General features: G+C 66.3%; 24 protein-coding genes and 1 riboswitch. Of the genes, 13 read left to right on the top strand and 11 right to left on the bottom strand.

The window, feature by feature from the left end:
* Positions 1–23 precede the first annotated feature (23 nt).
* From otsB to ACQP2U_RS39695, 6 genes are all read left to right on the top strand, one after another.
* Positions 24–2,594, top strand: coding sequence for a trehalose-phosphatase (gene otsB / locus ACQP2U_RS39670; protein ID WP_433712295.1), 2,571 nt, complete (start codon positions 24–26; stop codon positions 2,592–2,594).
* Between the two features lie 185 nt (positions 2,595–2,779).
* On the top strand, positions 2,780–3,661 hold the full coding sequence (locus tag ACQP2U_RS39675) for a metal ABC transporter solute-binding protein, Zn/Mn family (protein WP_433712296.1): 882 nt from the start codon (positions 2,780–2,782) through the stop codon (positions 3,659–3,661).
* Between the two features lie 113 nt (positions 3,662–3,774).
* Complete coding sequence (locus ACQP2U_RS39680) at positions 3,775–4,683, top strand: metal ABC transporter ATP-binding protein (protein WP_433712297.1); 909 nt, start codon at positions 3,775–3,777, stop codon at positions 4,681–4,683.
* On the top strand, positions 4,680–5,549 hold the full coding sequence (locus ACQP2U_RS39685) for a metal ABC transporter permease (RefSeq protein ID WP_433712298.1): 870 nt from the start codon (positions 4,680–4,682) through the stop codon (positions 5,547–5,549). Before ACQP2U_RS39680 ends, ACQP2U_RS39685 begins: the two co-directional genes overlap by 4 nt.
* 670 nt (positions 5,550–6,219) lie before the next feature.
* Positions 6,220–7,392, top strand: a complete 1,173-nt coding sequence (locus tag ACQP2U_RS39690) for an acyl-CoA dehydrogenase family protein (RefSeq protein ID WP_433712299.1) — start codon at positions 6,220–6,222, stop codon at positions 7,390–7,392.
* Between the two features lie 533 nt (positions 7,393–7,925).
* A complete protein-coding gene (locus ACQP2U_RS39695) occupies positions 7,926–8,735 on the top strand; it encodes an enoyl-CoA hydratase/isomerase family protein (RefSeq protein ID WP_433712300.1) in 810 nt (269 codons plus the stop codon).
* Between the two features lie 9 nt (positions 8,736–8,744).
* Here ACQP2U_RS39695 and ACQP2U_RS39700 read toward each other — a convergent pair whose 3' ends face one another.
* The 6 genes from ACQP2U_RS39700 to carD all read right to left on the bottom strand — a co-directional run bounded on the left by ACQP2U_RS39700 (position 8,745) and on the right by carD (position 13,283).
* Positions 8,745–9,023: a DUF4190 domain-containing protein gene (locus ACQP2U_RS39700; protein WP_433712302.1), complete on the bottom strand. Its 279-nt coding sequence runs from the start codon at positions 9,021–9,023 to the stop codon at positions 8,745–8,747.
* Positions 9,024–9,148: 125 nt separating this feature from the next.
* The gene (gene rlmB / locus ACQP2U_RS39705) at positions 9,149–10,126 is read right to left on the bottom strand and encodes a 23S rRNA (guanosine(2251)-2'-O)-methyltransferase RlmB (RefSeq protein ID WP_433712303.1); all 978 of its coding nucleotides are present in this window, start codon (positions 10,124–10,126) and stop codon (positions 9,149–9,151) included.
* The gene (gene cysS / locus ACQP2U_RS39710) at positions 10,126–11,553 is read right to left on the bottom strand and encodes a cysteine--tRNA ligase (RefSeq protein ID WP_433712305.1); all 1,428 of its coding nucleotides are present in this window, start codon (positions 11,551–11,553) and stop codon (positions 10,126–10,128) included. Before cysS ends, rlmB begins: the two co-directional genes overlap by 1 nt.
* 64 nt (positions 11,554–11,617) lie before the next feature.
* Positions 11,618–12,085 (bottom strand): 2-C-methyl-D-erythritol 2,4-cyclodiphosphate synthase, encoded by a 468-nt coding sequence (gene ispF, locus ACQP2U_RS39715; RefSeq protein WP_433716738.1) that lies wholly within the window; start codon positions 12,083–12,085, stop codon positions 11,618–11,620.
* Positions 12,086–12,087: 2 nt separating this feature from the next.
* Positions 12,088–12,792: a 2-C-methyl-D-erythritol 4-phosphate cytidylyltransferase gene (gene ispD / locus ACQP2U_RS39720; RefSeq protein ID WP_433712306.1), complete on the bottom strand. Its 705-nt coding sequence runs from the start codon at positions 12,790–12,792 to the stop codon at positions 12,088–12,090.
* A gap of 2 nt (positions 12,793–12,794) precedes the next feature.
* Positions 12,795–13,283: an RNA polymerase-binding transcription factor CarD gene (gene carD / locus ACQP2U_RS39725; RefSeq protein ID WP_011206964.1), complete on the bottom strand. Its 489-nt coding sequence runs from the start codon at positions 13,281–13,283 to the stop codon at positions 12,795–12,797.
* A 388-nt stretch (positions 13,284–13,671) separates the two neighbouring features.
* On the opposite strand from carD, the gene ACQP2U_RS39730 reads away from it, so the two are divergent.
* Both ACQP2U_RS39730 and radA read left to right on the top strand, forming a co-directional pair.
* Positions 13,672–14,367, top strand: coding sequence for a hypothetical protein (locus ACQP2U_RS39730; RefSeq protein WP_433712309.1), 696 nt, complete (start codon positions 13,672–13,674; stop codon positions 14,365–14,367).
* Positions 14,368–14,452: 85 nt separating this feature from the next.
* Positions 14,453–15,859, top strand: coding sequence for a DNA repair protein RadA (radA, locus tag ACQP2U_RS39735; RefSeq protein ID WP_063042760.1), 1,407 nt, complete (start codon positions 14,453–14,455; stop codon positions 15,857–15,859).
* An 87-nt stretch (positions 15,860–15,946) separates the two neighbouring features.
* Here radA and ACQP2U_RS39740 read toward each other — a convergent pair whose 3' ends face one another.
* Together ACQP2U_RS39740 and ACQP2U_RS39745 are read right to left on the bottom strand one after the other, a co-directional pair.
* On the bottom strand, positions 15,947–16,627 hold the full coding sequence (locus ACQP2U_RS39740) for a hypothetical protein (RefSeq protein WP_433712310.1): 681 nt from the start codon (positions 16,625–16,627) through the stop codon (positions 15,947–15,949).
* A 120-nt stretch (positions 16,628–16,747) separates the two neighbouring features.
* Positions 16,748–17,371, bottom strand: a complete 624-nt coding sequence (locus ACQP2U_RS39745; protein WP_062991596.1) for a carbonic anhydrase — start codon at positions 17,369–17,371, stop codon at positions 16,748–16,750.
* Positions 17,372–17,518: 147 nt separating this feature from the next.
* On the opposite strand from ACQP2U_RS39745, the gene ACQP2U_RS39750 reads away from it, so the two are divergent.
* Positions 17,519–18,403 carry an A/G-specific adenine glycosylase gene (locus tag ACQP2U_RS39750; protein ID WP_433716739.1) on the top strand — a complete coding sequence of 295 codons (885 nt, stop codon included), beginning with the start codon at positions 17,519–17,521 and terminating at the stop codon, positions 18,401–18,403.
* Between the two features lie 86 nt (positions 18,404–18,489).
* On the opposite strand, the gene ACQP2U_RS39755 is transcribed toward ACQP2U_RS39750, so the two are convergent.
* A complete protein-coding gene (locus ACQP2U_RS39755; protein WP_433712311.1) occupies positions 18,490–19,248 on the bottom strand; it encodes an alpha/beta fold hydrolase in 759 nt (252 codons plus the stop codon).
* A gap of 493 nt (positions 19,249–19,741) precedes the next feature.
* On the opposite strand from ACQP2U_RS39755, the gene mhuD reads away from it, so the two are divergent.
* The 4 genes from mhuD to ACQP2U_RS39775 all read left to right on the top strand — a co-directional run bounded on the left by mhuD (position 19,742) and on the right by ACQP2U_RS39775 (position 21,800).
* Entirely contained in the window at positions 19,742–20,056 is a 315-nt protein-coding gene (gene mhuD / locus ACQP2U_RS39760) for a mycobilin-forming heme oxygenase MhuD (RefSeq protein ID WP_040686177.1), read from the top strand.
* 65 nt (positions 20,057–20,121) lie between these two features.
* Positions 20,122–20,276: riboswitch (cobalamin riboswitch) on the top strand.
* A 31-nt stretch (positions 20,277–20,307) separates the two neighbouring features.
* Positions 20,308–20,502 carry a CbtB domain-containing protein gene (locus tag ACQP2U_RS39765; protein ID WP_040686176.1) on the top strand — a complete coding sequence of 65 codons (195 nt, stop codon included), beginning with the start codon at positions 20,308–20,310 and terminating at the stop codon, positions 20,500–20,502.
* Positions 20,493–21,281 carry a CbtA family protein gene (locus ACQP2U_RS39770; RefSeq protein WP_433712312.1) on the top strand — a complete coding sequence of 263 codons (789 nt, stop codon included), beginning with the start codon at positions 20,493–20,495 and terminating at the stop codon, positions 21,279–21,281. Before ACQP2U_RS39765 ends, ACQP2U_RS39770 begins: the two co-directional genes overlap by 10 nt.
* A gap of 93 nt (positions 21,282–21,374) precedes the next feature.
* Complete coding sequence (locus ACQP2U_RS39775) at positions 21,375–21,800, top strand: hypothetical protein (RefSeq protein ID WP_433712313.1); 426 nt, start codon at positions 21,375–21,377, stop codon at positions 21,798–21,800.
* A gap of 56 nt (positions 21,801–21,856) precedes the next feature.
* On the opposite strand, the gene ACQP2U_RS39780 is transcribed toward ACQP2U_RS39775, so the two are convergent.
* Together ACQP2U_RS39780 and ACQP2U_RS39785 are read right to left on the bottom strand one after the other, a co-directional pair.
* A complete protein-coding gene (locus tag ACQP2U_RS39780) occupies positions 21,857–22,552 on the bottom strand; it encodes a response regulator transcription factor (RefSeq protein ID WP_433712314.1) in 696 nt (231 codons plus the stop codon).
* Positions 22,549–23,841, bottom strand: coding sequence for a sensor histidine kinase (locus ACQP2U_RS39785; protein WP_433712315.1), 1,293 nt, complete (start codon positions 23,839–23,841; stop codon positions 22,549–22,551). The genes ACQP2U_RS39780 and ACQP2U_RS39785 overlap by 4 nt, the downstream gene beginning before the upstream one ends.
* Positions 23,842–23,896 lie beyond the last annotated feature (55 nt).

Raw genomic sequence — 23,896 nt, forward strand, 5'->3', positions numbered from 1 at the left:
CCTCCGATCACTAGGTTGGATGCGTGAGCGCACAGGATCTGCCACTCGAACTTCGCCGTGCACTGTCGACGGTCGCGCGCGTGCCACGGCTTTTGGTCGCATCGGACTACGACGGGACAATCGCACCCATCGTGTCCGACCCGGCCAAGGCCTTTCCCCATCGGGAATCGGTAAGCGCGCTACGAGCGCTTGCCGGTCTTACCGGAACGACCGCCGCCGTGATCTCCGGCCGTGCACTGCGAGATCTCGCGGCATTGTCGCGACTTCCGGTCGAGGTGCAACTTATCGGTAGTCATGGTTCGGAATTCGATGTGGGTTTCGTACACGCCATCGACAATGACGCCAAACAACTACTGGTCGAAGTACAGACCAGTCTGACGCAGATCGCCGCGGAAAATCCCGGCGCCAGCGTCGAGATCAAACCGGCCAGCGTCGCGCTGCATGTGCGCAATGCGAGTCCGGAAATCGGGCTGCGCGCACTGAAGGCGGTGCGCCAGGGGGCGGCCTGTTGGGTCGGCGTGCAGGTGACAGAGGGTAAGTCGGTTATCGAGCTCGCGGTGATCCAGACGGATAAGGGCGTCGCGCTCGATACCGTCCGGCATCAGGAGGGCGCGTCGGCGGCGGTGTTCTTCGGCGACGATGTCACCGATGAGAAGGCCTTCCGCATGCTGTCCGGTCCGGATGTCGGCATCAAGGTCGGCGAGGGCGAGAGCCTGGCCAAATATCGGGTGGACAGCACCGAGGCGGTGTCCTGGGCGCTGGCCTACCTGCTCGAGGAGCGGCGCACCTGGTTGGCCGGTGCGAGCGCGCCGCGCATCGAGCGGCTGAGCATGCTGGCCAGTCCGCGCTCGGTGGCGCTGCTCACACCCGACGCGACGGTCACCTGGTTCTGCCATCCGGAGCCGGATTCAGCCGCGGTCTTCGCCCATCTGCTCGGCGGACCACAGGCCGGACACTTCACCATCGAACCGGAACGCCCCGGGTTGCCGCTGTCGCAGCGCTACGTCGACGGCACCATGACCGTCGAAACCCGCTGGGCCAAACTGCAAGTGGTGGACTACCTGCCGCACGATGTGGCACCCACCCGCACCGACCTGACCCGAGTGATCACCGGCGATGCCAAGGCGGTCGTAACCTTCGCGCCCCGACCGGAATTCGGCCAGGTGCCGGTCAGCATCGAAATCGAATCGAACGGTCTGCGCGTGGTCGGCACCAATGATCCGATGGTGCTGCGCTCGCCCGGTGTGCACTGGCAGATCCAGTCCGACGGCATGCACAGCTCCGCGCGCGCGGTCGTCGATCCGTCCCGTGGCCCGATCGTGCTGGAAATGCGCTGCGGCACTCAGGATCTCGCGCCCGCCATGGTCAGCGAGCCGGAGCGGCGCCGGGATGCCGAGGACTACTGGTCCAAGTGGTCGGCCAAACTGCAACTGCCGCCGCTGAAGCCGGATCTGATGAAGCGTTCGGCGCTCACGCTGCGCGGGCTGGTGCACGCGCCGTCGGGTTCCATCCTGGCCGCCGCCACCACCTCGCTGCCGGAAGATATCGGCGGCGTACGCAACTGGGACTACCGCTACTGCTGGCTGCGTGATGCCTCGCTCACCGCACAGGCACTGGTTTCACTCGGCTCGCTGACCGAGGCCGAGGAATTCCTCGGCTGGGTACACCGGGTCCTGGAGACGCTGCCCGGGCCGGAGCGCCTGCACCCGCTGTACACGCTCTACGGCGAAACCCTGCCGCCCGAGGCGTCGATCGATCAGCTGCCCGGCTATGCGGGTTCGCGTCCGGTGCGCGTCGGTAACGCCGCGAATATGCAAGTGCAGCTGGACGTTTTCGGTCCGATCGTCGATCTCATCGCATCGCTGGCACATGGCCGCGAGGCGAAGGGGCTGACGGATCCGGCCAAGGCGCTGCCGGACGCCGACTGGGAACTGGTGCACGCCATGGTCTCCGCGGTGCAGCGGCGCTGGCAGGAACCCGACCATGGCATCTGGGAGATCCGCGGCAACCCGCGCCACCACGTGTACTCCAAGGTGATGGGCTGGCTGACCGTGGACCGGGCGATCACCCTCGCGCAGCGGTTCCAGCGTCAAATCGATCCGCTCTGGATCACGTTGCGCGAGACCATCGCCGACGAGGTGAAGACCAAGGGCTGGAACGATGACGTCCAGTCCTACACCGCCGCCTACGACGGCACCGATCTGGACGCGGCGACCCTGCACATCGGCCTGAGCGGACTGATCGAGCCGTCGGATCCGCGTTTCGCGGCCACGGTCGTCGCCACCGAGGCGGAACTGCGCAGCGGTTCCACGGTGTACCGGTACCACCACGACGACGGCCTGCCCGGCGGCGAGGGCGGCTTCCACTTGTGTGCGGCCTGGTTGGTCGAGGCGTATCTGCTGATCGGTAAGCGCTCGGACGCCGAGGCGCTGTTCGCGCAGCTGGTCGACGTCGCCGGACCGACGGGCCTACTCAGTGAGGAGTACGACCCGGTCGCCGAGCGCTCACTCGGCAACCATCCACAGGCATACAGCCACCTCGGCCTGCTGCGCTGTGCACAGCTGTTGGGTAAGCCGGTGGAGGCGTTCGTCTGAGTCGACCACTCCGGGCCCCGCGAACCAATCGGTTCGCGGGGCCCACCCCATATCCGGCCCATAGTGATGCGGCGAACATCGACTCGTGCTTCAGCAGGGCATCCTGCTACAGTTCAAATGGTAACGATTTCCATTATGATCTAGAGTCAGCTCAGATCTGCCGCATTACCAGGAGTACCCCGCGCGTGAACACACGGATTGCCATCAAATTCGCCGGTATCGCCGTGGGGATAGCCACCGCACTGGCGCTCACCGCATGCGGTAGTTCGAAGGCTTCGGATAAGCCGAGCATCGTAGCCTCCACCAATGTGTGGGGCAATATCGCGGCAACCATCGCCGGCCCCGATGCCTCGGTGACCTCACTGATCACCGATCCCGCCGCCGATCCGCATTCGCACGAGACCTCGGCGGTGGAATCGGCCGAGATCAGCGATGCCGATCTGATCGTCTTCAACGGCGGCGGCTACGACGAGTTCGTCGAGAAGGCCATCCAGGGCAAGGACAAGCACACCGTCGACGCCTTCGAATCCCGCACCGATAAGAGCGACGAGAACGAGCACGTCTTCTACGACATCGCCACGGTGAGTACGGTCGCCGACCGGATCGCGAGCACCCTCGGTGAAATCGACGCCGCCCACGCCGCCGCCTACACCGACCGCGCCGCCGCATTCAAGAGCCAGCTGACCGCGATCACCGCCATCGCCACCAAGATCGCCGGCGAGCACCCCAAGACCCCTGTCCTGCAGACCGAGCCCCTCGCGCACTACCTACTGGTCGCCGCCGGAACCCAGGATCTGACGCCGCACGAATTCCAGGAAGCGATCGAGCAGGAGACCGATCCGGCTCCGGCCGCCGTCGCCGCCACCCAGGATCTGCTGACCGGTAAGAAGGTCCGCGCCCTGATCTACAACATCCAGACCGAGGACAAGATCACCAAGGATTTGCGGGCGCTCGCGCAGTCGAACGGGCTGCCCATTGTCGAGGTAACCGAAACGCTGTCCGACGGTGTCGATTACATTCAGTGGCAGACCAAGAACGCCCAGGCTCTGGCCGCGGCGCTGGCCTGATCGAAATGACAGCATCGCGTAGCGATTCCGTGAGGGGTGGCGGTCGGGTGACGGGTGGGCGAGCATCGCGCGGCGATTCGATGAGGGGTGGTGACCCGGTGCCGGGTGGGCCCATGGGAGTTGCGCTGACCACCGAAGACACCGTGCAGCGGCGGTCCGATACCCGCCCGGCCGCGGTAGAACTCGATTCCGCCAGCCTGTCATTCGGCGAACGCGGACTCTGGCAAGGGCTGGATCTCGAGATCGCGCCCGGTGAATTCGTCGCCGTTCTCGGGCCGAACGGGTCGGGCAAGACCTCGCTGCTGAAGGTGCTGCTCGGTCAGCTCGCGCTGAGCTCCGGCACCGCGCATATCGGGGGATTGCCCGCACGTGCGGGCAATCCCGATATCGGCTATGTGCCGCAACAGAAGACGATCGATGCGGGAGTGCAGCTGCGTGGGGTCGATCTGGTCGGACTCGGCGTCGACGGGCACCGCTGGGGCATTGGACTGCGTCGTCGGGCCGAGCGCAAACGCAAGATCCGCGCCGCCATCGCCGATGTGGGCGCGGAGAAATTCGCCTATGCGCCACTGGAGTCCATGTCCGGCGGCGAACAGCAGCGGCTGCGGGTGGCGCAGGCGTTGGTCGGCGATCCCAAGGTACTGCTCTGCGATGAACCGCTATTGAGCCTGGACCTGGCGAACCAGCGATTGGTTTCGGAGCTTATCGATCGACGCAGGCGAACCCATGACACGGCAGTACTTTTCGTGACACACGAGATCAATCCCATTCTGCCGCTGGTAGATCGGGTGCTGTACCTGGTCGACGGGAAGTTCCGGATCGGCACACCCGATGAGGTGATGACCTCCGCGGTGCTCTCGGAGCTGTACCAGACCGAGGTCGATGTGCTTCGGGTGCGCGGGCGGCTCGTCGTGGTCGGCACCGGCGACACCATGGACGCCCTCGGTGCGGCCGGGGCCCCACATTGCGACGGCGCAACACTTTCCGATGCACTGCCGCAAACGAGCGGGGTTCGTTCGTGATCGACAAGCTCGCCGATGTCGTCTCGAAGATGTTCGACTTCAGCACCACCGCTGACCTGCTGTCCTACTCCTTCGTCCAGCAGGCGGTGTTCGCGGCCGCGCTGCTCGGGCTGCTGGCCGGTGTGATCGGACCACTGATCATCAGCAGGCAGATGTCGTTCGCGGTGCACGGCACCAGCGAGCTCTCGCTGACCGGTGCGGCCGCCGCGCTGCTCGCCGGAATCGGGGTCGGGCTGGGTGCGATCGTCGGCTCGGTGGTGGCGGCGGTGCTGTTCGGTCTGCTCGGAACCAAAGCCAGGGAACGCGATTCGGTGATCGCGGTGGTGCTGTCGTTCGGACTCGGACTCTCGGTGCTGTTCCTATGGCTCGGTCCCGAACGCGCCGGGTCGAAGTTCTCGCTGCTGACCGGTCAGGTGGTCAGCGTCGGCTACAACGGGCTGGCGTTGCTGTCGACCTGCACCGTTTTGGTCCTCGCCGTCCTTGCGGTGGTATACCGGCCGCTGCTTTTCGCGAGTTCGGACCCCGAAGTCGCACTCGCACGCGGCGTTCCGGTGCGAGCGCTTTCAGTGGTGTTCGCGGTCATGCTCGGCATTACCGCGGCCTTCGGTGTGCAGATCGTGGGTGCGCTGCTGGTACTCGCCCTGCTCATCACCCCCGCGGCCGCGGCGGCACAGCTGACCGCGAATCCGGTGCGAGCCACGATGCTCGCGGTCCTGTTCGCGGAAACGGCGGCGCTGGGCGGCATCGTATTGTCCCTCGCCCCCGGCGTCCCGGTCTCCACCTTCGTCACCACCATCTCCTTCCTCATCTACCTCATCTGCCGCCTCATCGGCCCGCGCCGCCGTCAGGCCGCCCGCACTCACTGACCCCACACAGGCGTGTTGCGCTCCACACCGAGATCTTCTGAACGCCGTGTAAGGCATGCCGATTCATACACTCGGCCGCTCCAGGAGCCTCCCCCAGCACCACACCCACGCCCCAAAGGTGCCGCGCACGAAATCGCCCGCCGCGCAATGACCACTAAGCACGTCATCTACGGCACACCGATCCCCCACACGGCCACCCCAGCAGCGCCCCCAATACCACACCGCGCCCCAAGGTGCCGCGCACGAAATCGCCCGCCGCGAAATGATCACTAAGCACGTCATCTGCGGCACGCCGATCCCCCGGACGGCCACCCCAGCACCACACCCGCGCTCCAAAGGAGCCGCGCATCCCAGCTCACGCACAAACCCCAGCGCGCACACCACAGCCCGCACGCACACCATCAGCCACGGAAACACCACCAGCGCACGCACACACCACCAGCGCACGCACACACCACCAGCCCGCGCACAGTCCCCAGCGCGCGCACGCACCCCAGCCCACGCACAAACCCCAGCCCACGCACACCCACCGGTCGTGCTGATATCCAGTATCAGTGCAGGTAAGCAGGGCATAGTAGTCGCGGAAAGCATTTGATGGCGGTCGCCTTCAGTCGCGAACCTGTGGTTTCGTATGCTCGACCCACGCGCCCCATCGAACGAATGGTGACCAATGATCGACTTCACGATTCCCGCCGAACTCGCCGCCGAACGCGACCGGGTCCGTCAGTTCGTCATCGACAAGATCGTCCCCTTCGAGCGCGATCCGCGACTCACCTCACACGGCCCCAGCGACGAACTGCGCCAGGAACTCGTCGAGCTCGCCCGCGCGGAAAAACTGCTCACCGTGCAGGCCCCGGAAGCCCTCGGCGGGCGCGGCCTCACCCATATCGAGCAGGCCGTGATCTACGAGGCGGCGGGCTGGTCCACCCTCGGCCCGGTCGCCATGAACTGCGCCGCACCCGATGAGGGCAATATGTTCCTGCTCTCCAAGATCGCCAATCCGGAGCAGATCGAGCGCCACCTCGCCCCCGCGGTCGCCGGACACCGCCGCACCGTCTTCGCCATGACCGAACCGGACGGCGCCGGTTCGGATCCGAATCAACTGGCCACCGAGGCCGTCTTCGACGGCGAGAACTTCACCATCAACGGCCGCAAATGGCTCATTACGGGCGCGGACGGCGCGAAGACCTGGATCATTATGGCGCGCGTCGCACCGAACCCGCATGTGCCCGACGGCCCGACGCTGTTCCTGACCGAGGGCGACCAGTCCGGCATCATCATCGAACGCACCATGAACACCATGGACCGCAACTACGTCGGCGGTCACGGCGTGGTGCGCTTCGAGAATCTGGTGCTGCCCAAAGCGGCGCTGCTCGGCGAGACCGGTCAGGCACTGCGCTACGCCCAGCTGCGACTGGCTCCGGCCCGGCTCACCCACTGCATGCGCTGGCTCGGCGCGGCCGAACGCGCACAGTCCATCGCGGTCGAATACGCCAGGACCCGCACCGCCTTCGGCAAACCGATCGGCGACCACGAGGGCGTTTCGTTCATGCTGGCCGATAACGAGATCGCCCTGCACCAGTGCCGCCTCACCATCTGGCACGCCTGCTGGCTGATGGACCAGGGCGAGAAGGCCAGGCATGAGAGCTCGATCGCCAAGGCGTACGTCTCCGAGGAACTGTTCAAGGTCGCCGACCGCTGCGTACAGGTGCTCGGCGGCATCGGCATCAGCGATGAGACCGTCGTCGAAATGATCTTCCGCGATATGCGCGCCTTCCGCCTCTACGACGGCCCGACCGAGGTGCACAAGTACGCCATCGGCCGCCACGTCTTGCGCAGGTGAGTTGGCCAGCATGTCAATCGAACCGGCATATACGGCTACACCTCACCCCAACGGAGCGAGCCTCACGAGCGAGGAGTTCGCGGCCCATCTCGCATCCGAGCCGTCCAAGCGCATACGCCGAAGTCGCGGGGCCCGCTTTTCCGGCATGCGTGCACCAGGTGCCGAACACCCCCGCCACCACCAACCACCACCGAGCGAACCTCACGAGCGAGGAGTTCGCGGCCCATCTCGCATCCGAGCCGTCCAAGCGCATGCGCCGCAGGCGCGGGCCCCGCTTTTCCGGCATGCGTGCACCAGGTGCCGAACACCCCCGCCACCACCAACCACCACGGAGCTGACTTACAAGCGAGGAGTTCGCGGCCCGTCTCGCGTCCGAGCCGTCGAAGCGCATGCGCCGCAGGCGCGAGTCTCGACGGCTCGGACGCGAGACACCAGGGGGCCGCGAACCCGCCGCGGCGAAGCCGCGGCCATTAAACCGAGCCCGCGAACACGCCGCGCCCGCGCGGCCGACAACACGACTACCATCCAGTGGCATGAGTTCGGAACTGCTCGTCGATGTCTCCGCGGGCATCGCCGTCCTCACCCTCAACAGACCTGCACAGCAGAATGCCGTCACCCCTGCCATGGCCGCCGAATTGAGTGCGGCACTACAGCGTTGCGATGTAGAGGATGCGATTCGCGCGGTCATAATTACCGGCACGGCGCCCGCGTTCTGCGCGGGGGCGGATCTGTCCAACCGGGTCGGCGAGGTCAGCGCGACCATCGACCCGGCACCGTGGCGAGTGCGCAAACCGGTGATCGCGGCGGTGAACGGACATGCGGTCGGCATCGGCCTCGCCCTGGCCCTGCAATGCGATCTGCGGTACATGGCCCGTGACGCGGTCTACGGACTCAATCAAGTGCGTCGCGGTGTAGTCGCAGACGGCTACGCGCACTGGACGCTGCCGCGCCTGGTCGGGATGGCCAATGCCGCCGACATCATGCTGACCGGTCGCACCTTCGACGGCGACGAGGCCAAGGCCATGGGCCTGGCCAATGGCTGTATGCCCGCGGGCGAGGTGCTGCCGACGGCACTGGCCATCGCCCATGACATCGCGAGCGGGGCGGCGCCGCTGCCGGTGGCACTGTCGAAGCGGCTGCTATGGGAGAGCCTCGGCATGAGCCCGGCCATGGTCGGACAACTGGAGACCGATCTGAACGAGCACGTCGGCAAGAGCATCGACGGCGGTGAGGCGATGGCGGCCTTCCGGGAGCGCCGCCAGCCCAATTGGACCGGCAGCATCAGCGAGGAATGGCCCACCTGGGACAGCAGTGGCGATAAGCGACGCCCCAGCCTGGATTGACCCGCTTGGCTACGCGCGCCCGCCGATCAGGATGAGCAGGAAGACGATCGCCATGCAGACCATGAGGATCGTGCCGGTTACGCCGAGGATGTAGCCGACCAGCACTTGGGCGCGGCCGCTGTAACCACCATGGGATTCCTCGATCTGGTCGAGCGCACGTCTGCCGAGCGCCCAGGCCACCGGTCCCAGCGCACCGCAGCACAACAGACTCGCCGCACCGAGCGCCAGCACCGCCGTCGCATGCGGATGCTCGACTGTCTCCTGGGGAGCCTGATTCGGGATGACCACGAGTCGAATTCTACGGGGCCGGAGTCGATTTGCGGTTCAACCCCGGCGGCCGATTTGCCCGATGGCTGATTCCCGGTCCGCCCGTTGCGATTCGAACAGGCCTGCCGGTGCCCCAGCCGCGGTCCTCAGACTCGACGCTGGCGCGCGATCTCGGACAGTACGACACCCGCCGCGACGGACGCGTTCAACGATTCCACCGGACCCGCCATCGGAATGCCGAGGATCGAATCACAGGTTTCGCGAACCAGCCGGGACAGGCCCTTCCCCTCCGAACCGACCACGATCACGGTCGGGATGCGGCCGTCGAAATCATCGATGGTGGTGTCAGCGCCCGCGTCCAGACCGACGATCTGAAATCCCCGCGACGCCCAATCCTTCAGTGTGCGAGTGAGATTCGTCGCGCGGGCGACCGGAAGCCGGGCTGCGGCACCGGCACTGGTCCGCCAGGCCACCGCGGTGACGCTGGCGCTGCGCCGCTGCGGAATCAGCACACCCTGGCCACCGAAGGCGGCCACCGAACGGATCACCGCACCGAGATTGCGCGGATCGGAAATATTGTCCAGCGCGACCAGCAAGGCGGGTTCGGCCGAATCCTGGACCCGCGCAACCAGATCATCCGGATGGGCATACCGATACGGCGGCACCTGCAGCGCCACACCCTGATGCAGTCCGTTGGCGCTCAACCGATCCAGATCGGTACGCGGCACCTCTAGGATCGAAATGCCCGCATCCGCGGCGATCTTCACACTTTCGGTGAGCCGATCGTCGTTCTCGGTGCCCACCGCGACATACAGCGCGGTCGCGGGCACACCGGCACGCAGACATTCGACGACCGGATTACGGCCGAGCACCATCTCGGGACCGTCGTCACTCTTGCGTCCGGCCGGACGCGCGCCACCGCGCGGACCCGACCTACCTTGCGCCGCTGCCTTCGCCTTGGCGGCGGCACGCTTGGCGGCGGGATGTTTGGTGCGCGCCTCAGCGGGCGGGGTCGCACCGCGCGGCTCCAAACCGCGCCGACGCTGCCCACCCGAGCCGACGACCGCGCCCTTCTTGCTGCCACCCTTGCGAATAGCGCCGCGACGCTGCGAATTACCTGCCATCAGTTCGCCTTTCCACGCTGTACCGCGCCCGGCGAATGCTGTGCCGCGCCCAGCGACCATTCCGGACCCTGCGGAGTATCGGTCACTTCTATTCCGGCGGCCTGCAACCGGTCCCGCGCCGCATCGGCACTGGCCCAGTCCTTCGCGGCGCGCGCCTGCTGGCGACGGTCGAGTTCGGCGCGCACCAGGACGTCCAGTGCATCCAGCGCGACGGAATTGTCCTGTGGGGTGTACCACTGCGGGTCGAACGGGCAGACGCCGAGAATATTCAGCATGGCACGGACCTGCCCGGCCAACTCGACCGCCTCATCGATCGCACCCGACTCCAGCGCCTTATTGCCCTCGTGCACAACCCGGTGCACCTCGGCCAGGGCCCGCGGAATCGCCAGATCGTCGTCGAGCGCCTCGGCGAACGCATCGGTCCATTTGCCGACCGCGATCTCCCCGGCCCGCTCGGCCACCCGATGCACGAAGGCCTCGATCCGCTGATACGAGGCCGCGGCATCGTAGAGCGCCTTATCCGAGTACTCCAGCATCGATCGGTAGTGCGCGCTGCCGAGATAGAACCGAAGTTCAACGGCCCGCACCTTTTTCAGCACATTCGGCACCGAGAGCACATTGCCCAGCGACTTGGACATCTTCTCGCCGCCCATGGTCACCCAGCCGTTGTGCAGCCAGTACTGCGCGAAACCCGCACCGGACGCCTTGGACTGGGCGATCTCGTTCTCGTGGTGCGGGAAGACCAGATCCATTCCGCCGCAATGGATATCGAATTCGGAGCCGAGGTAGAACTCGGCCATGGCGGAGCATTCCAGATGCCAGCCGGGTCGACCGGGACCCCACGGCGACGGCCAGGTCGGCTCGCCGGGTTTGGCGGCCTTCCACAGCGTGAAGTCGCGCGGATCGCGCTTGCCCTCGCCCGCGCTTTCGCCTTGGTGCACGTCATCGAGTTTGTGCCCGGACAGGCTGCCGTATTCCGGATAGCTGACCACATCGAAATAGACGTTGCCCGCGGAGGCGTAGGCGTGCCCGCGCTCGATCAGCCGCTGCATCAGATCGATCATCTGGGTGATGTGGCCGGTCGCGCGCGGCTCCACCGAAGGCGGCAGTACGCCGAGGGTCTGGTAGGCCTTGTCGAACGCGCGCTCGTAGGTGGACGCCCACTCCCACCAGGGCCGACCCGCCTCGGCGGCCTTGGTCAGGATCTTGTCCTCGATATCGGTGACATTGCGGATGAACCACACGTCGTAGTCGTGGGCGAGCAGCCAGCGCCGTAGTACGTCGAATGCGACTCCGCTGCGCACATGGCCGATATGTGGTTCCCCCTGCACGGTGGCGCCACAGAGGTACACCGAGGCACGGCCGGGGACCAATGGCGCGAAATCGCGCATGGTCCGCGTGTCGGTGTCAAAAAGGCGCAGAGTCACGGAAGTCGATCCTAGCTGGTAGATAAGGCCGTTCACGGAGCGGCTCAGGTCGGCGGAAGCTGGATCAGCGACACTCTTGTAGCAGGGCGGTGGCCACTGCCGCAATGCCCTCGCCGCGGCCGGTCAATCCGAGGCCGTCGGTTGTGGTGCCCGACACCGAGACCGGGGCGCCGAGCAGCTCGCCGAGCACCTCTTGGGCCTCGGCGCGACGCGGTCCGATCTTCGGCCGATTGCCGATCACCTGGACCGCCGCATTGACGATTTCGAAGTCCGCCTCATCGAGGAGCCTTCGCACTTCTTTGAGCATGGCCGCGCCGGAAACGCCCGCCCATTCCGGCCGACCGGTACCGAAGATCGCACCGACATCGCCGAGTCCGGCCGCGGAAAGCAGCGCATCGCACAGTGCGTGCGCGGCGACATCGCCGTCGGAATGTCCGGCGCAACCGTCGTCGCCGTCGAAGAGCAGACCCGCCATCCAGCACGGTCTGCCCGCCTCGATCGGATGGACATCGCTACCGATGCCGACGCGCATACTCATGCCGGACCTGCCGTCCGCGCACCCTCCAGCACGGCATTCGCCAGCACCAGGTCGAGCCGGGTGGTGATCTTGAAAGCCATGGGGTCGCCCGGAATCGTGCGCACCCGGGTGCCGAGCAGTTCGACCAGACCGGCGTCATCGGTGGTCTGCAGCCGCTGATCGGCATAGGCAGCGCGCAGCAAGTCGGCGGCGAAACCCTGGGGGGTCTGAATGGCGCGCAAACCGGCGCGGTCGGGCGTGCCGGTGACCTCGCCGCGCGCGTCGACGGATTTGATGGTGTCGACCACCGGCAATGCGGGCACGACGGCCTCGGCCCCGGCGCGCAGTTCCGCTACGACCCGGGCGATCAGCTCGGGCGGAGTCAAGGCGCGGGCGGCGTCGTGCACGAGGAAATGGGTGGCATCGGGGGCGGCGGCGATACCGCAGCGCACCGAATCGGTGCGCTCGGCGCCGCCGATGACCACGCGCACGGACTCCGAGGGCGGCAGCAGGGCAACGGCGCTCTCGACGAGTTCGGCGGGGACCATCACGATGATCCGGTCGACCGCGCCGGAGGCGATCAGGCCGTCGACGGCCAGCCGGACCATAGGTGTGCCGCCGACCGTGACGAACGCCTTGGGAGTCGATTCACCCAGACGCACGCCACGACCGGCGGCAGGCACCAACGCAACGACGGATCCGTCGCTGTTGGAAACGTTCACGGTCAGGAAGCCGCGGCGAGAACCTCATCGAGGAGCGTCTCGGCCTTGCCGTCATCGGTCCCCTCGGCGAGCGCGAGCTCACCGACGAGAATCTGACGGGCCTTGGCCAACATCCGCTTCTCACCCGCAGACAGGCCGCGGTCCTGCTCCCGACGCCAGAGGTCGCGAACGACCTCGGCCACCTTGTTCACATCGCCGGAGGCGAGCTTCTCCAGGTTGGCCTTGTAGCGGCGAGACCAGTTAGTCGGTTCTTCGGTGTGCGGCGCACGCAGCACCTGGAAGACTCGATCGAGACCCTCCTGGCCGACGACGTCGCGCACGCCGACATATTCGGCGTTCTCTGCGGGAACGCGAACAGTCAGGTCACCTTGGGCGACCTTCAGGACCAGATACTCTTTTTGCTCACCCTTGATGGTGCGAGTCTCGATAGCTTCGATCAGCGCCGCTCCGTGGTGGGGGTAAACGACGGTGTCTCCGACCTTAAAAATCATGTGTCCCGTGCCCCTTTCGATGTTCACAGTTTAACATGCGACTCGATAACGGCGCGATCAACTGTGCAGGTCAGGGCCACAACGAGCCAACCGTGGGGGTTGACAGAACCGGCGCGGTGTGCATTGCGTTGTGCCAGAACAGGTTATCGACCGGCGCGAATAGCACACCGGACGGTCCGCGAGCCGAGTATCGTGTCCGCAACCACGCCGCCGCCACGCAAAACCGTTACCCAACGGATGCCGAGCATGGGGGTGTCCGAACCTGCCAGCCCTGGGGACCCACGGATTCAACACAACCCCCGCGCCCCGGCCGCGGACGCTACTACTACGCTGCCTAGTTATTACTCTCCCTAGCGGAGTAAGCCCGGTCGACATGGAGGGACAACCCGTGACTGCCCTGAAAGCTGTGACCGCCTCGACAGGGGCGCGTCGTCGCATGGTTTCGGTCGCCGCGCTCGCCGCCGGAGCGGCCCTCGTGCTGTCCGGCTGCAGTTCGGGCCAGGTCGCGCAGACCGCGACCCAGGTCGCCGCGGTCAACGGCAACCACGCCGACATCGACCGGATCTCGCTGCGCAATGTGCACATCGTCTTCCCGGCCATCGGCACCGACTACACCAATGCCAAGGGCGGCAAGGCGATCATCGCGCTGTCGGTCGTCAACAATGGCGAGACCGTCACCGACGAGCTGACCAGCATCACCACCGACCTCGGCACGGTGAAGATCACCCCGCCCGCGGGTGCCTCGGCCTTCCAGATCGCCCCGCAGCAGACCGTCGTCGCGGCGACCTCCCCCGGTGCCGCAACCGCCGCCAAGTCCGACGAGCACGGCGCGACGCCGAGCAGCAGCGCCGCGCCCGGAACGGCCAGCCAGAAGAACACCGTCGACCCGGAGAAGAAGCCGGGCCTGATCGAGATCACCGGCCTGACCAAGGACATCACCCCAGGCCTCACCTACCCGGTGACATTCAACTTCAAGCAGAACGGCACCGTCACCGTGCAGGTCCCAGTCGACGCTGGCGCGGAAACCGACCGGCACGAGGGCCAGGCCGCGGCGACCGAAGGCGAGCACAAGGGCGGACACTGATCCACTGCCTTCGAACGGCTGTCGCGCATTCGCGCGGCAGCCGTTTTCGTATCAGGTTGTCGGGGGCGATACGTAAGGTGCGCGTGTGGCCAAGACCAAGTCGATCTTCCGATGCTCCGAATGCCGGTACGAGGTCGCCAAGTGGGTGGGCAAATGCCCGGACTGCGGCGCATGGGGCACCGTCGACGAGGTAGCCGGATCGGCGGCCACGGCGGCATCACCGGTCGGGCGCAAGGCCATGCTGCCGAGCACCGCCGCCGCACCCATCTCGCATATCGATTCGAAGGTCACCAAGGCCAGGCCGACCGGTGTCGAAGAACTCGACCGAGTGCTCGGCGGTGGCATCGTGCCCGGATCGGTCGTACTGCTCTCCGGTGAACCCGGCGTCGGCAAGTCGACGCTGCTGTTGGAGGTCGCCCACCGGTGGGCCACCCAGCGCGACGAGAAGTCGCTGTATGTCACCGCCGAGGAATCGGCCGGACAGGTTCGGCTGCGCGCCGACCGGACCAATGCGGTACACGAAAGGGTCTATCTCGCAGCCGAATCGGATCTGTCGATCGTGCTCGGCCATGTCGAACAGGTGCGCCCGACGCTGCTGGTGGTCGATTCGGTGCAGACCATGCTCGTCCCGGAGGTGGACGGCACCATCGGCGGCGTGACCCAGGTGCGCGCGGTGGCGGCGGCGCTGACATCACTGGCCAAGGCGAGCGGAATCGCGGTGCTGCTGGTCGGACATGTCACAAAGGACGGCAATGTCGCGGGCCCGCGCACGCTCGAACATCTGGTGGATGTGGTGCTGCAGTTCGAGGGCGATAAGAACTCCACCCTGCGCATGGTGCGCGGCATCAAGAACCGCTTCGGCAGCTCCGATGAGGTCGGCTGTTTCGAATTGCACGACGACGGGATCTCCTGCGTCACCGATCCGTCCGGACTGTTCCTGCACCACCGCACCGATTCGGTATCGGGCACGGCGGTCACGGTGGCGATGGACGGTAAGCGGCCGCTGGTCGCTGAGGTGCAGGGGTTGACCGTGCACACCGAGATCCCGAATCCGCGGCGCGCGGTGAGCGGACTCGACTACAACCGGGTCGCGATGGTGCTCGCCGTACTGCAGAGCCGCGGGCGGGTGTTCCTCGGCAAGCACGACGTGTACGCCGCGACGGTCGGCGGCATGCGCCTGCTCGAGCCCGCCGCGGATCTCGCTGTGGCACTTGCCATTGCCAGTGCCGAGCGCGATCAGGCATTGCCGGTCGGCTGGGTCATCCTCGGTGAGGTCGGGTTGGCGGGTGAGGTGCGCCGGGTCACCGGTCTGGAGCGCAGACTCGCCGAAGCCGAACGCCTCGGCTTCACCACCGCCCTGGTGCCACCAGGCTTGGCACGCACCAAGAGCGGCATGAAGATCCACGAGGTGACCGACGTCAAATCGGCCATCCGCCTCGCGGGTCTTCGCAAACAGCGCGCCGCGGCCACCGAGACCGCCCCCGACTTCTGACCCGCTCCCGCACAACCCGAGTGATCACGCACTGCCAGTGGCTGTCGCGCGCGGGCTGTGCGCGATGGCCACTGGATATGCGACAGGTCATGCGATGTTGAAGGGTTCGGCGGCGCTGCGTAGTGAACCCAATTGGGCGATAACGGCATACGCGCCGGGCGGGACCTGGACGCGGTCGCCCGCACAATTGGGCTGGGAGGTCGAGCCGGACCAGGTAACCATGAAGGCCGCCTGCTCGCCCCGGTTCAAGGTGCGGACGTCGGGGGCGCCGTCCGGGTAGCAGTCGGTGCTCGACCACAGGCGGCGCTGGCCGTCGAGGGTGGTCACCGAGACCTGCTGGAGTCCGGAGCCGACATCGCGCGAACAGGCCGTAGACGAGATATTGGTGATCACGATGCCGAATACCGGATTCTCGCCGGTCTTGTAGGTCGGCTGCTCGACGGTAACCTTCACCGCGAGCGACTGATCCGGGCAGCTACCCGCGGCGACCTGACTGTTGTTGGCAGCCGCGGCGGTGGTGCCGGAGGGCTTCGCACTGGATTCGCCGGTCGTCGGCGGCGGCGTCGAGGCGGACGCGCCCGCTGGCTTATTCGTCGCCGACGCGGAACTCGCCGCGGCCGCCTTGGTCGTACCGGGCGAATCGCCGCCGCGCGTGACCGTCAATACCAACCAGATCACCAGTGCGAGCGCCACGACCAGGACGCCTACGGCGAGCGCGCGGCGTCGCCAGTAGATCTCCGGAGGCAGCGGTCCATTCGGTTCCAGCACGGAGTCAACGGTAAGGGCACGATCCGGTACAGCGACTCAGGACCCCGGCGTGTCGGATCGGAAAACCCGCGCATGGCAGGTAAATTCCGCTCCCACCGTCAGGCGTCTCGGACCGCGGTATCAGACCAGCTCACCGATATTGCCGACGACTCGCTGCAACTTCACTTCGCCCTCGGCCAGCTTGTACGTGACGCAGGCGATCGCGCACTCACCCGTCGCAACGCGCTGCGAAATGATCATCGAGCGCTGCATGAGCAGTCGACTGGTCTCCACCACATGCCTGGCCTCCATCTCGTCGACGGTGGACAGTCCCTCCCTGCGGCCGATCAGAATCGACGGCGCGACCCGCTCGACCACACTGCGGATGAATCCGCCGGGTACTTCACCGCCGTCGAGCGCGTCGATGGTGGCCTTCACCGCACCACAGCTGTCGTGCCCGAGCACCACGATCAGCGGCACATTCAAGACTTGCACACCGTACTCGATCGAGCCGAGCACCGAGCTGTCCACGACATGGCCCGCGGTGCGCACGACGAACATATCGCCGAGGCCCTGGTCGAAAATCAGTTCTGCGGCAACGCGGGAGTCACCGCAGCCGAACAGGATCGCGTGCGGGTGCTGGCCGCTGACGAGCTTGGCCCGGTCGACCGCACCCTGGCTAGGATGCAGCAGGTTGCCGCTCACGAAGCGTTCATTGCCCTCGCGAAGGGATTTCCAGGCACTGATCGGGTTGGAATCCGGCATACCGACCATTGTGCACATCGCAGTGGTTACCAGCGAGTCCGGTTCGTTACGGCTCGGCAAATATCGACCGGCCGCAGGACAATAGGAACGGTGAGGGCAGTGTCGGAGGGCGGCGCAGCGCAACAGCGTACAGGCGGAAAAACCGAGATCACGACGGGCAGCAACCGGGTGGATGCCGAGTCGTTGCTGGACTGGTACCGGGCGACCGCGCGGGACCTGCCGTGGCGGCGCGAGGACGTCACCGCCTGGCAGATCCTGATGAGCGAAATCATGCTGCAGCAGACGCCGGTGGTGCGGGTCGAGCCGATCTGGCGCGAGTGGGTCGCGCGCTGGCCCGTCCCCTCGGCCATGGCGGCCTCATCGCAGGCCGAGGTGCTGCGCGCCTGGGGCAAGCTCGGCTATCCGCGGCGGGCGTTGCGGCTGCACGAATGCGCCAAGGTGCTCGCCGAGGAGCACGGCGACGAGGTGCCGACCGATGTCGATGTGCTGCTCGGTCTGCCGGGTATCGGCGCGTATACCGCGCGTGCGGTGGCTTGTTTCGCCTACGGACAGCGAGTTCCGGTGGTGGACACCAATGTTCGCCGCGTGGTCGCGCGTGCGGTGCACGGGCGGGCGGAGGCGGGGAATCCGTCGTCGCGCGATCTGCCCGAGACCGAAGCGCTACTGCCGCGCCGAATCGACCATGCCGCAATGTTTTCCGCCGCGCTGATGGAGCTCGGCGCGACGGTATGCAGGGCTCGCACGCCCGACTGCTCGCGCTGCCCGCTGCCCGAATGCGCGTGGGTTTCCGCGGGCAGGCCGGTCTCCGATGTGGTGCGCAAGACGCAGAAGTACGAGGGCACCGATCGTCAGGCGCGTGGCCGGTTGCTCGACGTGTTGCGCGAGGCGGCTGGTCCGGTCGAGCGAATCCGCCTGGATCTGGCCTGGACTCGCGATCCCGGCCAACGCGACCGCGCATTGGACTCGCTGCTCGTCGATGGCCTCATCGAACAGACTCCCGACGGGCTGTTCGCCCTGGCCGGCGAGGGCTGAACCAATCGCAACCGGGGTTGTAGTGGCCGCAATCCCGACCACATGAAGGGCCACGACGGCTTGTCAGCCCTGTCCAGCTGACGAGATCAATCTCGTACGCGGTGGTCGAGAATTTTGCGAAGGAAGGCTTCTACCTCGGTGCGGTAGCGCTCGGGCTGATCGTCGTGAACCAGGTGTCCGGAGTTCGGGATTCGGACGTAGACGGCATCGGGATGGACCTCGGCCATCTGCCGCATCTGCCCCGCGGGGGTGATGGTGAATTCGCCTTCGATCAAGAGCGCCGGCGCTTCGACCGCGCGCCATTGCGTCCAGAAGTCGCGGGTCCCCCACTCCTCGGAGATATCGCGGAAGGTCGCGACCGAACCGTGTAGGCGATAGCCGTCCGGCCCCTGATCGAAAGAGTCGAGGAAGTACCGCCCGGCGATCGGGCCGAAGAAATCCAACACCGCGTCCGCATTCGGAAATGGCTGCGGCCAGGCCTCGATCATGGCCGCCCAGTTCGCGGCGGTGCGGCCGCGGAAGTCGGGGGCGATATCCTCGACCACCAGCGCGCGCACCCGCTGCGGATACTGCGCCGCGAATACCCAGCCGTGCAGGCCACCCATCGAATGTCCGATGACCACCATGGGTTCGGAAATTTCGGCGGTCGCCGAAGCGAGGTCATCGATGAAGGCCTCGGTGGTCGGCTCCACGGGTGCGGGGCGACCGTGACCAGCGGCGTCGAAGGTGTAGATGTGGCCGAACTTCCGCAGCCAGCCCAGTTGATCGCGCCAGGTGCGGGCACTGCCCATCAGTCCGTGCAGCAGCAGGATCGGCACTCCCGCTCCGCCTTCGTCGTACAACACTGTGTTATCTTGCCGCGCCTTCGGCGCGGCGGGTTCGCGGCCCCCTGGTGTCTCGCGTCCGAGCCGTCGAGACTCGCGCCTGCGGCGCATGCGCTTCGACGACTCGCACGCGAGACTGGCCGCGAACATCGCACGTAAGACTCGCTCCGTGGTGGTTGCTGGAACGGGACGTTCGGCACCTACTGCCCGCATGCGGGAAGGCGAGTCCCGTGACTTCGTCACAGGCGCTTCGACGGCTCGGACGCGAGACGGGCCGCGAACATCGCACGTAAGACAGCTCCGTGGTGGTTGCTGGAACGGGACGTTCGGCACCTACTGCCCGCATGCGGGAAGGCGAGTCCCGTGACTTCGTCACAGGCGCTTCGACGACTCGCACGCGAGCTCCTCGCTCGTAAGAGCCGTCATCGCAGAGTCTCGCAATCGACTCACCTCCGATGGTCTACCCCGCATGCGCCGCGGGGTGCCCGGTTGGCACGGACGTATCGTCGGAGCCATGGCTGTTGTGAAGATCAATGCGATCGAGGTTCCGGAGGGCGCTGGCCCCGAGTTGGAGAAGCGATTCGCCCATCGCGCGCATGCGGTCGAGGGCTCGCCGGGTTTCCTCGGCTTCCAGTTGTTGCGTCCGGTGGCCGGGGAGAACCGGTACTTCGTTGTCACCCAGTGGGATTCGGAGGAGTCGTTCGCGGCGTGGCGGGACGGACCCGCGCGCGAGGCGCACGCCGGCGAGCGGCAGAAGCCGGTTTCCACGGGTGCCTCGCTGCTGGAGTTCGAGGTCGTGCTGGACGTCGCGGCCAAGTCCGCTTCCTGAAACCGCTGGACACAGACGCGGCGCGCGACTCGCCCATCCCGGCCTGGGCAAGTTGCCCGCCGTGTTGACGGCGGGTGCGAACGGATGTCACAGTTCGAAATGACAAACGCGAGGGTGACGCGGTAATTCGGTGAAATTCCGAAGCGGTCGCGCCACTGTGTTCTTGCACCGAGTCCTTGGTGCCGGAAAGCCAGACACCGGCACCTTCGCACCGAACAACTCACGGGACGCGCATCCCTAGGAGGACTCGAATGGCTATCGCGCATTCACCGAGTCGGGCAACTGATTCACTCGGCACGCTGCTCATCGCGGTGGGCGTCGTTCTTCTCGCATTGCTCACGCTGTACCTGGTCGGCTTCGACCAGGGCGTCATCTCGCGCAGCGGGATGTACCTGCATGAGCTCATGCACGACGGACGTCACCTGCTCGGTGTGCCGTGCCATTGATCGGATCCCTCAAGACCCTGCTGCTCCGTGGCCTGCTGGCCGGCCTCATCGCCGGTCTGCTGGCTGCGACAGTGGGCTACTTCGTCGGCGAACCCAAGATCGATGCCGCCATCTCCATCGAAGAAGCCGATTCCGCTGGAGAACACGCGGCCGAGCACGTCAACGAACCAGCCGCGCATACGCACGGCGACGAGGAAGAAGCGCTGGTCAGCCGTTCCGGACAGAAGTTCGGGCAGTTCCTTGCTCTCGGGCTTGCCGGGCTCGCGCTCGGGGCGATCTTCGCTTCGGTCGCTTATTTCGCCCGGCGGTACACCAGCTTGTCGGGGCCCAAGCTCGCACTCGGATTGGCATTGGCCGGTTGGACCGCGATTGTCGCGGTGCCGTTCTTCAAATACCCGGCCAATCCACCCGCCGTTGGTGAACCGGACACCATCAACCAGCGCACTCTGCTGTGGGTCGCAGCGGTGCTACTCGGCCTGGCTGCGGTCGGCATCGGGCTGTTCGTCTACAAACTGCTTGCCGCGCAACTGGGTACGGTCCGGCTGATCGCCGGGGTCGCGGCGTTCGTGCTCATTGTCGTGCTCGGGTACGTCCTGTTGCCCGGCGTCAACGAGGTGAACGACGATTTCCCGGCTGTGCTGCTGTGGCAATTCCGTGCGACATCGCTCGGCGAGACGGCCACTCTGTGGGCCTGCCTCGGCCTCGGCTTCGCGGCACTCACCGAATTCGCCATGCGCGATAGCACTCCGGTACGAGCCTCAGTTGCTACCGCGGGCTGATCCATAGTCCGGACCGCGAAAGGCAGTGTTGGTCTTATGACCGGCACTGCCTTTTCCGTACGGCTACGAAACGACCGACCACGCTCGGTTGCCGTGGCATTCACCGGACTTGTCATCGCGCTGCTATGCGGCGTCGGCGAGGCCATCGCCTACACTGCCGTGCAATTGGACCGTCCGAACGCCGATATCGGCTCGCTTGCAACAGGTCTGGCTATTCGCGGCGGAATCTATCTGGCGGTTCTCGGCGTGGCCGTCCGGATGGCGCGCGGTGCCCGCTGGGCCAGGACGGTGCTCACCGTTGGCATCGGCGTGATCGGCCTGGCCTCGCTGATAATCGAACCACTGGCAGCCACGTTGTCCGCCAAGCAGATCAGCGACCTATTCGACAACCTCACCGCGTCAGCGGTGATCATCGGAACCTTGCGCACCGGCCACATCGTCGCCGTCCTGATTGCCATCCCCGCCATGTACCACCCGAGTGCCCGCCGCTACTTCCGGGCATTGGTGTCGCAACGGTAGTGACACGCTCGCACAGGCTATTTGGTAGCGCGGTAGTCACCGGGTGCGCGACAGCATTATTGCCAGCGGGGTCGGACCATGCCGGATTCGTAGGCCATGACTACGAGTTGGGTGCGGTCTCGCGCGTCCAGTTTCATGAGAATGCGGCTGACATGGGTGCGGGCGGTGGCGGGGCTCATGAACAGGCGCTCGCCGATTTCGGCATTGGTGAGGCCCTCGGCTACCAGGGTCATCACCTGGCGCTCGCGGTCGGTCAACTCGGTGAAGGCGGCGGGCGGGGGTTGTTTGGCGTGGGCCGAGAACTCGGCGATGAGGCGGCGCGTAACGCCGGGCGAGAGCAGGGCATCACCCGCGGCGACGACTCGGACAGCGCGGACGAGATCAGCGGGCTCGGTGTGTTTGACCAGGAACCCCGTTGCCCCCGCGCGCATCGCTTCGAAGACGTATTCGTCGAGTTCGAAGGTGGTCAGAACAACTACCCGCACCTCGGCGAGTTTCGGATCCTCAGCGATCATTCGGGTGGCGGCAAGTCCGTCCAGAACGGGCATTCTGATATCCATCAGGACCACGTCCGGGGTCAGACTGCGGGTCATGCGGACGGCTTGTTCACCGTTGTCGGCCTCGCCCACCACCTCGATGCCGTCCTGCGCGTCGAGCAGCGCGACGAAACCGCCGCGCACAAGCGCCTGATCGTCTGCAACAAGCACCCGAACCGGCCCACCTGTCGAATTGCCACGGGATCCCGCGTTCATCGCGCCTCCTCCTGAGCCCCCACCTGGGACGGTAGCCGAGCCACCACGCGGTATCCGCCACTCGGCCGGGGACCGGCGATGAGCTGGCCGCCGAGGGCGTGGGCGCGCTCGCGCATGCCGAGAATGCCATTGCCGCCGCTGGCCCCGGACTTCGATTGTGTGCCGGTGGCGCGAGCATTGTCGATGGTGATCTCGACCGAATCGGCGGCGTAGCGGATGGTCACCGCGGCCGGCGCGCCGGGTGCGTGGCGGACCACATTGGTCAGCGATTCCTGGATGATGCGGGCCGCCGCCACATCGACGACGCTTGGCAGCTTGTGTGCGGTGCCGATTATGCGGGTGTCGACCGTGAGACCAGCCGCGCGAGTGCGCTGCAGCAGTGCGTCCAAGTCTTGGATGCTCGGAGCCGGGCTCCGCGGCGCGGACGGCCGATCCTCGACGCTGCGAGCAACAGAATTGCCTTGGGCCCGTTGCGATTGCGCAGGCGCTGATTCGGTCTCGAGCTCGACATCGGAGTCGCGCACTTCGGCCGCGCTACCGTTGCGGATCGCGTGCAGCAACGTATGCACCTCGACCAACGCATCCTTGCTCGCCGTCTTGATCGCCGCGAGCGCAGATTGGGCCTGTTCCGGTTTCTTGGCGAAAAGCTCCAACGCCACCGAGGACTGAACATTGATCAGCGAAAGACTGTGCGCCAGGACATCGTGCAGCTCACGCGCGATCGCAAGCCGCTCTTCACTGGCTCGCCGTTCCCGCTGCGCCTCCTCATCGCGACGCGCCGCCTCGGCCCGCTGCCTTCGGGCGACAAGCACTGCCTTGCGCTGACGGATACCCTCGGCGATCGCGACCAGTATCCCCAGCCAGGCGATCATGCCGAAGGCCAGCCACGGGTCGGCCGGATGCCCGACCAGCGCGGGCAGCGGCCACAGCAGCACGAGATAGCCGATCGGCGCGAGCGGATATGTCCACCAGCGTGATCCGACGATCGCGGCGCTGATGAATGCGATCACCAGGGAAACGAAAATCGGGCCGTAGCCGTAGCCGCGCAGCAGATACACCGCGCAGGTCGCGATCGTCACGAGCAGCGCGGGCAGCGGGTAGGAACGGCGTAGCAAGAGCGCCACCGGTCCGATGAGCAACAGCACATAGCCGAGCGCGTCGAGTGAGTGCACTCCGGTCTGGCGCAGGTTGGCATTGCGTCCCCCACCGATCTGTATCACCGCGACGACGAGCGCGAGCACCCAGTCCTGAACGACCGGGCCACGTTTCGATTCCCCTGGCGCTGTCACATGTGCAGCCTATTAGCCCGGACGCGTCACGACGTCCGCCGCGCTACGTATGCCC

The sequence above is a fragment of the Nocardia sp. CA-084685 genome (assembly GCF_050955785.1).
In the GTDB taxonomy this organism is placed as follows: Bacteria; Actinomycetota; Actinomycetes; order Mycobacteriales; family Mycobacteriaceae; genus Nocardia.

Excerpts from the sequence above, each read along its gene's own strand:
- ACQP2U_RS39680 (WP_433712297.1), top strand. The coding sequence starts at position 3,775 with ATGGGAGTTGCGCTGACCACCGAAGACACCGTGCAGCGGCGGTCCGAT.
- ACQP2U_RS39695 (WP_433712300.1), top strand. The coding sequence starts at position 7,926 with ATGAGTTCGGAACTGCTCGTCGATGTCTCCGCGGGCATCGCCGTCCTC.
- rlmB (WP_433712303.1), bottom strand. The coding sequence starts at position 10,126 with ATGGCAGGTAATTCGCAGCGTCGCGGCGCTATTCGCAAGGGTGGCAGC.
- carD (WP_011206964.1), bottom strand. The coding sequence starts at position 13,283 with ATGATTTTTAAGGTCGGAGACACCGTCGTTTACCCCCACCACGGAGCG.
- mhuD (WP_040686177.1), top strand. The coding sequence starts at position 19,742 with ATGGCTGTTGTGAAGATCAATGCGATCGAGGTTCCGGAGGGCGCTGGC.
- ACQP2U_RS39780 (WP_433712314.1), bottom strand. The coding sequence starts at position 22,552 with ATGAACGCGGGATCCCGTGGCAATTCGACAGGTGGGCCGGTTCGGGTG.
- ACQP2U_RS39745 (WP_062991596.1), bottom strand. The coding sequence starts at position 17,371 with ATGCCGGATTCCAACCCGATCAGTGCCTGGAAATCCCTTCGCGAGGGC.
- ACQP2U_RS39765 (WP_040686176.1), top strand. The coding sequence starts at position 20,308 with ATGGCTATCGCGCATTCACCGAGTCGGGCAACTGATTCACTCGGCACG.
- ACQP2U_RS39690 (WP_433712299.1), top strand. The coding sequence starts at position 6,220 with ATGATCGACTTCACGATTCCCGCCGAACTCGCCGCCGAACGCGACCGG.
- ispF (WP_433716738.1), bottom strand. The coding sequence starts at position 12,085 with ATGCGCGTCGGCATCGGTAGCGATGTCCATCCGATCGAGGCGGGCAGA.